Source organism: Pseudomonas tehranensis, from assembly GCF_014268615.1.
Classification (GTDB): domain Bacteria; phylum Pseudomonadota; class Gammaproteobacteria; order Pseudomonadales; family Pseudomonadaceae; genus Aquipseudomonas; species Aquipseudomonas tehranensis.
Genome location: NZ_JABWQV010000254.1, coordinates 1 through 6,857, shown reverse-complemented (window position 1 = coordinate 6,857; position 6,857 = coordinate 1). Strand labels below are relative to the sequence as shown.

The 6,857-nt window shown below is 61.2% G+C and carries 9 protein-coding genes; 6 read left to right on the top strand and 3 right to left on the bottom strand.

The window, feature by feature from the left end; genetic code table 11:
• Positions 1-160: 160 nt before the first annotated feature.
• Complete coding sequence (locus HU811_RS23275; RefSeq protein ID WP_092403154.1) at positions 161-538, top strand: hypothetical protein; 378 nt, start codon at positions 161-163, stop codon at positions 536-538.
• A gap of 28 nt (positions 539-566) precedes the next feature.
• Complete coding sequence (locus tag HU811_RS23270; protein WP_186658327.1) at positions 567-1,469, top strand: alpha/beta fold hydrolase; 903 nt, start codon at positions 567-569, stop codon at positions 1,467-1,469.
• On the opposite strand, the gene HU811_RS23265 is transcribed toward HU811_RS23270, so the two are convergent.
• Entirely contained in the window at positions 1,438-2,430 is a 993-nt protein-coding gene (locus tag HU811_RS23265) for a GlxA family transcriptional regulator (RefSeq protein ID WP_092403150.1), read from the bottom strand. The genes HU811_RS23270 and HU811_RS23265 overlap by 32 nt on opposite strands.
• A 98-nt stretch (positions 2,431-2,528) precedes the next feature.
• Between HU811_RS23265 and inhA the strand changes: the two genes are divergently transcribed.
• On the top strand, positions 2,529-3,215 hold the full coding sequence (gene inhA / locus HU811_RS23260) for an isonitrile hydratase (protein WP_186658326.1): 687 nt from the start codon (positions 2,529-2,531) through the stop codon (positions 3,213-3,215).
• 9 nt (positions 3,216-3,224) lie between these two features.
• Here inhA and HU811_RS23255 read toward each other — a convergent pair whose 3' ends face one another.
• Entirely contained in the window at positions 3,225-3,962 is a 738-nt protein-coding gene (locus HU811_RS23255; RefSeq protein ID WP_092403146.1) for an SDR family oxidoreductase, read from the bottom strand.
• Between the two features lie 202 nt (positions 3,963-4,164).
• On the opposite strand from HU811_RS23255, the gene HU811_RS23250 reads away from it, so the two are divergent.
• Both HU811_RS23250 and HU811_RS23245 read left to right on the top strand, forming a co-directional pair.
• On the top strand, positions 4,165-5,112 hold the full coding sequence (locus HU811_RS23250) for an AraC family transcriptional regulator (protein WP_186658325.1): 948 nt from the start codon (positions 4,165-4,167) through the stop codon (positions 5,110-5,112).
• A 180-nt stretch (positions 5,113-5,292) separates the two neighbouring features.
• Positions 5,293-5,538 (top strand): hypothetical protein, encoded by a 246-nt coding sequence (locus tag HU811_RS23245; protein WP_186658324.1) that lies wholly within the window; start codon positions 5,293-5,295, stop codon positions 5,536-5,538.
• Between the two features lie 252 nt (positions 5,539-5,790).
• On the opposite strand, the gene HU811_RS23240 is transcribed toward HU811_RS23245, so the two are convergent.
• A complete protein-coding gene (locus HU811_RS23240) occupies positions 5,791-6,249 on the bottom strand; it encodes an SRPBCC family protein (protein ID WP_186658322.1) in 459 nt (152 codons plus the stop codon).
• Between the two features lie 122 nt (positions 6,250-6,371).
• Here HU811_RS23240 and HU811_RS23235 point away from each other — a divergent pair, with 122 nt between their 5' ends.
• Positions 6,372-6,773 (top strand): lysozyme inhibitor LprI family protein, encoded by a 402-nt coding sequence (locus HU811_RS23235; RefSeq protein ID WP_186658320.1) that lies wholly within the window; start codon positions 6,372-6,374, stop codon positions 6,771-6,773.
• Positions 6,774-6,857 lie beyond the last annotated feature (84 nt).

Here is a 6,857-nt window from a genome sequence, read left to right as displayed (position 1 = left end):
GCGGGAGCAAGCTCCCTCGCCACAAGAGCGTTGTCAACTTACGCCCGCCATTTATCGCCACGCCCCGCTACAGGTTGCCAGCCCCGCAAACCCCTCCTAAGATCGATGCACTCACGGGTGCAGCGGAGCTGCCCGATAAAACCCGATTCAAGGATCTGACATGACCCATGTAAAACGCTCTATCACCACCCCGCCCCGAACAGGCCTGACCCGGGAAGACCTCTGGGAAGGCCAGGACAAGGGCCTGATCAAGTGCTGGGAAATCGGCCGCGACCGGGCGCTGAAGTTTCCCGAGCTGGCGCAGCGTTGCCTGGCCGGTGAATTGCCGGTGCTCGGCTGGAAAGGCGGTGTCAGCCGCAGCCTGAAGAAAAACGAAAAGTTCGGTTGCCTCAAGTACCTCGCCCAATGGCAGGGCCTGCGCGGTGAAGATTTGGACATCGACCTGTCCCAGGACCGCACCCTGACCTGCTCCAGCACGAACATGATCGTGACCTTCACGCCAGATCGGAGCAAATACGTGAATCAGGAACCCGCATAACGGCAACCGAGCCGTGCAGGAGGCCGATATGAACCAGGCGCCCAGGATCAACTTCGCGGTGACGCCTCTGCTGCGCATCGCCTACGAAGAGCACGGCCCCGCCAGCGGCGCCCCGGTCATTCTGCTGCACGGTTTCCCTTACGACCCCAGGGCCTTTGATGAAGTCGCTCCGGCCCTGGCTCAGCGCGGCTATTGGGTCATCGTGCCGTACCTGCGCGGCTACGGCCCGACCCGGTTCAATAACCCGAGCATCCTGCGCTCCGGCCAGCAAGCGGCGCTGGCCCAGGATCTGCTGGACCTGATGCAGGCACTCGCCATCCCCCAAGCAGCGTTATGCGGCTACGACTGGGGCGGGCGGGCCGCGTGTATCGTGGCGGCGCTGTGGCCCGAACGGGTTCGCTGCCTGGTGACTGGGGATGGCTACAACTTGCAGGACATTCCCCGATCGACTCAGCCACTGGCCCCTGAGACCGAGCACAGATTGTGGTACCAGTATTACTTCCACACCGCACGGGGCGTCGAGGGCCTGACCCAGAACCGGCGCGAACTGTGCCAGTTGCTCTGGCGCCTGTGGTCACCGACCTGGACGCGCGGCGCAGCGCTGTATCCACTCAGCGCCCCGTCCTTCGACAACCCGGATTTCGTCGAGGTTGTGATTCATTCCTACCGCCATCGCTTCATGTACGCACCGGGCGACCCGACGCTGGAGTGGATGGAGGAACGACTGACCGCGCAACCGACCATCAGCGTGCCGAGTATTTCCCTGTGCGGTGCCGATGACGGCGTCGGACCTGCGCCTGAACACGACGAAGACGCCGAGCATTTCAGCGGTTTTTACGAGCGTCGAGTGCTGGCCGGCGTTGGCCACAACATTCCCCAGGAAGCCCCCCAGGCCACGCTCAGGGCATTGCTGGATCTGCTTGAAGGCTGACCGCGAAACGCTCACGATACGCCTGAGGCGTCACGCCCATGGCCCGCAGGAAGCTGCGGCGCAGGGTTTCTTCGCTGCCAAAGCCGCACTGCACCGCGACCCGCTTGATCGGCAGTGCAGTGTCGGCCAGCAGCCGGCGGGCGGTCTCCACGCGAATCAGCTCCACCGCCCGCGCCGGCGTCTGACCGGTGTCGGCGCGGTAGTGGCGCACGAAACTGCGCTCGCTCATCCCCGCCTCGGCCGCCAGATTCGGCAAGCCCAGGTCCTGGGTGAGGTTTTCCGCAATCCAGGCGTGCAGATCGTCAAAACGACTGCCCTGATTCTGCAGTGACAAGGTCACGCTGAACTGCGATTGACCGCCCGGACGCTTGAGGAACACCACCAGTTGCCGGGCGACTTCCAGGGCGATGGGGCGACCCAAATCGTCCTCCACCAGGGCCAACGCCAGGTCGATGCCGGCCGTAACGCCCGCCGAAGTCCAGACCGGGCCGTCGTTGATAAAAATCGGGTTGGGTTCGACCCGCAGTTGCGGATGCTGCCTGGCCAGTAGTTCACAACGGGTCCAGTGTGTGACCACTCGGCGTCCGTCCAGCCAACCGCTGGCGGCCAGCAGAAACGCCCCGGTGCACACCGACGCCACCCGGCGCGAACGCAGGCCATGATCCTTGACCCAGGCCACCAGCGCCGTGTCCTGCGCCGCCTCGTACACCCCCCAACCGCCGGCGATGAGCAATGTGTCGCTGCCCTCGCTCGGCAGCGGCTCGGCCAGCAGCGCCAGCCCCGCCGACGACATCACCGCCCCGCCACCGGCAGCAATCACGGTCGGGGCGTAAGGCAACGGCAAGCCTTGCTGGCGTGCCAGGTCGTTGGCCGAAGCAAAGACCTGCAAAGGCCCGGTGACATCCAGCACCTGCACGTTGGCAAAGGCCAGTACATGAACGGTTTTCGGTGGATTTGGCATATTGGCGTAATTCGTGGGCTTATTGGCGTATACGCCAAAGCCTACGGGCCTAAAGTTACACCGTCCACCCCTCAGGTATCACTTCAGGAGAAAACGCCATGGCGTTGCAGATCGGTTTTCTGTTATTTCCCCAGGTTCAACAACTGGACCTCACCGGCCCTTATGACGTGCTGGCCTCGCTGCCCGACGTGAAGGTGCATCTGATCTGGAAAGACCTGGCCCCGGTCACTGCCAGCACCGGGCTGGTACTGCTACCGACCACCACATTCGAGAATTGCCCCAAGCTCGATGTGATCTGCATCCCAGGCGGCAGCGGCGTCGGGCCCTTGATGGAAGACGAGCAGACCTTGGCGTTCATCAAGCAACAGGCGGCCCACGCGCAGTACATCACCTCGGTGTGCACCGGTTCGCTGGTGCTGGGTGCGGCGGGCCTGCTGCGGGGTAAACGGGCCACCACCCATTGGGCCTATCACAGTCTGCTGCAAACCCTGGGCGCCACACCGGTCAAGGACCGCGTGGTACGCGACGGCAACTTGTTCACCGGAGGTGGCATCACCGCCGGGATCGATTTTGCCTTGACCCTGGCGGCCGAACTGTTCGACCAGGACACCGCCGAGCTGGTCCAGCTACAGCTTGAATACGCCCCGGCCCCGCCATTCAGCGCCGGCTGCCCGGACACTGCGCCATCTCAAGTGCTGGCAGAAGCCAACCGGCGTGCCGCGGAGTCGTTTCGAGTGCGCTCGCAGATTACTCAACGAGCAGCGGCGCGATTGGCACTGCAATAACGATTCAAGTCAGAACGGGCTGGCCGTTGGGCGCACCACCAGTTCGCTGACGTCCACATCGTCCGGCTGTTCAATAGCGTAGGCAATCGCCCGGGCAATCGCCTCGGCGGGAATGGCGATCCGGCGAAACTCGCGCATCTCGGCGCGCCCGCCTTCATCGGAAATGCTTTCGGCCAACTCCGACTCGGTTACGCCAGGGGAAATCACCGTCACCCGCACGTCACCGCCGACCTCCTGGCGCAAACCCTCGGAAATCGCCCGTACAGCGAACTTGGTGGCGCAGTACACCGCCGCCGTCGGGCTGACCGTGTAGGCACCAATAGAAGCGATGTTGATAAATTGGCCACTGCGCTGGCGTTGCATCAAGGGCAAACCGGCGGCGATACCGTGGAGTACGCCACGAATGTTGACGTCAATCATGCGGTCCCATTCATCAACTTTCAGCGCCTCGAGTTTGGAGAGCGGCATGACCCCGGCGTTGTTGACGATCACATCGACCTTGCCGAATCGCTCGACAGCGAAGTCGATCAGGCTCTGGACATCATCACGGCGCGTCACGTCCACGGCTTTGCAAGCAGCCTGCTGGCCGTCGGCTTCAAGTTCCTGCACCAGCGCCTGCAAGCGATCGACGCGTCGTGCACCCAGCACCACTCGCGCGCCCCGGGCAGCCAGCAACCGTGCGGCGGCTTCGCCAATACCGCTGCTGGCGCCGGTGATAACCACAACTTTGTTTTGAATAGTGGACATGATGGTTTCCTCGTCTGGATGTATTGCCCCCCGGTGGGAGCGTTTTGACAGGTCCAGATTAGGGAGCAGATCCGTGTCTGGGTTAGCCGGATCCTCCTGCGCCCTTGCACGATCCTGTAGCGATAAAACCGCCTCTGGTCGCCGGGCGCACAATCGGCTTTACTAGCGCGGTCCACCCATTTGGCCAGGGAGATAGATCGGCATGTCGGTATCCACGTCCATACACATTGCGCCCGACGACGGCGCCAACCAGCGCCGCACCGAACTGGCGGAACTGATGAAGCGCTTCGCCCCGGAATTCGGCGTTCATCCCACGGCCATCGAGGCCTTGCACCTGATCCGTAGCGACCAGCCCACAGAGGCCCTGCACACGATCCACAAGCCCGGTTTGTGCGTGATCGTCCAGGGGCGCAAAGAGGTTCGGCTGGCGGATGAATGCTACGTCTATGATTCGCTCAACTACCTGGTGGTATCGGTCACCCTGCCGCTGGCGGGTCAGGTGATCGAAGCCAGCCCCGAACGCCCCTACCTGTGCATTCGCCTGGATATCGACCCGGCGCAGATCTGCCGTCTGATCGCCGACGCCAGCCCCATTGGGGTACCGGCCCAACGGACCGGTCGAGGATTATTCCTGGACCGCATCGATGCGCCGCTGCTCGATGCAGTGTTGCGTTTGCTGCGGCTGTTGGAGAGTCCGGACGATATCGCCACACTCGCGCCCTTGGCCCAACAGGAAATTTTCTACCGCCTGCTACGGGGTGCCCAGGGCCAGCGCTTGCACGAAATTGCTATCCCCGACACGCAAACCCACCGTATCAGTCGCGCAATCGAGTGGCTCAACAGCCATTATGCCGAGCCGCTGAGCATCGATAGCCTGGCACAAATGATCAATCTCAGCCCTTCGGCACTGCATCATCGCTTCAAAGCTGTGACTGCCATGAGCCCGCTGCAATACCAGAAACAGCTGCGCCTGCAGGAAGCCCGACGGCTGTTGCTGGCGGAGAATAGCGACGTTTCGTCAATCGGCTACAAAATGGGGTATGAAAGCCCCTCGCAGTTCAGCCGCGAATACAGCCGTCTATTCGGGGCCTCGCCGAGCAAGGACATCGCCCGGCTACGTGCCGAGGCCTTGCAGGTGAGTCGCGCCTGATCCTGCACACAAACAGGATCAGGCAAACCGAGGGCAGTATCCGTCTAACGGCGTCCCCCTCCTCGCCCCTACTCTGAACCCATGCAGCAAGACTACCGTCCGGGCTGCAACGGGTTCAGCAGATCGCGACATCTGAACGACCCGGCACTCAACCCCTTTGATATGACCGGAGTCATCGCCATGAAAACTTACAGCTCCTTGATCGCCGTTACCACCTTCGTCCTGAGCGTCAGTGCCTTTGCCCTGCCGAGCCAGCAGCAGGACCGTTTCTTTACGCAAACACTCGGATATCAGCAGCCTGTGGCCGCTGATGGTTCGGACCGTACACCTGGGCAAGCCCTTGCCGCTGATGGTTCGGATCGTACACCTGGGCAGGCCCTTGCCGCTGATGGTTCGGACCGTACTATGGCGCAACGCCTGGCTTGATAGGTCGGCTTTTCTGCAGACGAAAAAAAACCCGCCGAGGCGGGTTTTTCCAAGACCATCACGACTCCCTGTCGATAGCCATCCTTGCAAGGTCGATCGTCCCTGATCCTGAAGCACTCCCTGTGCTTCAGTGGTTGAGTACAGATTACGCATCGGATCCAAAACGCAACAGACGATATAGCAACCATAGCGTGTAAGACATTCGCTATAGCCGCCCTTCCGTAAACCCTTAGAGTGCTCAAACACTGAGGATCAGGCCTTGGCCAGGAATGCTTCGATATTGGCCATCTGCTCGTCCCAACCACGGCTGTCCATACGAAAAGCCTTAAGCCGACGCGCCTGCGGGATACCGTTAAAGCCCGACTCCACCACTTTGAGCAAGGTGCCGCCATCCATGTCTTCAAGTTCGAACTGAACCCTCGTTTCGGGTTCCTGAGAGTAGTCCACCTGCGGTTCAATGGCGTACGGATGCCAGCGAAACGAAAAAACCCGCTCCGGCTCGACTCGCTCCACCGCAACGTCCCAGATGAGGTGTTCATAGCCTGGATAGGTGATCTGGCCCTGGGTGCGCTCGCCCGCGACAAATCGTCTACCCTCAAGCGCGACGCCGAACCATTGACCGAAGGCTTCAGCATTGGCCAAGGCCCGCCAGACCTGCGAGCGCGGCGCCTTGAGCAGAATTTTTCTTTCGATGCGATCGGATGAATGCATGAGTCACCTCCTGTGTTCAACACTAGGCCTGTAAGACCACGAGGCCAACCAGAAAGTTGTATCGAACCCGCGTTTGGGTACACTCCTTCGGCATTTGTAACCCCATCAGGGAGAGATCGACCATGTCCTCACGCTTGTTCCTAGGACTGACGCCGCTGCTTTTTGTCAGCGTCGTTCAAGCCAATGACTGCGCCAATGCTACGACCCAGGGCGCGATGAACCAGTGCGCAGCCCAAGAGCACGAAGCCGCTGACAACGAGCTGAACCAGCTGTACAAGCAGATCACTGCACGCCTGAAAGATGACCCGCAGGCCAAGCAGCTACTGGTCAAGGCACAGCGGGCCTGGATCAGCTTCCGTGACGCCGAATGCAATTTTTCTGCCTCCGGAGTCGAAGGGGGTAGCGTCTATCCGCTGGTCCACAGCAATTGCACCACAGCCGTAACCAAGGCCCGGGTCGAGACGCTCAAGACCTACCTCAAGTGCGAAGAAGGCGATCTGAGCTGCCCGGTCCCTGGGGCTTAACTGCCGGATGCAAAAAAGGATGACCTCTTCAGGTCATCCTTTTTTTTCGGCACAAAAACAAAACCCCTACCTGCATCAGCAGAT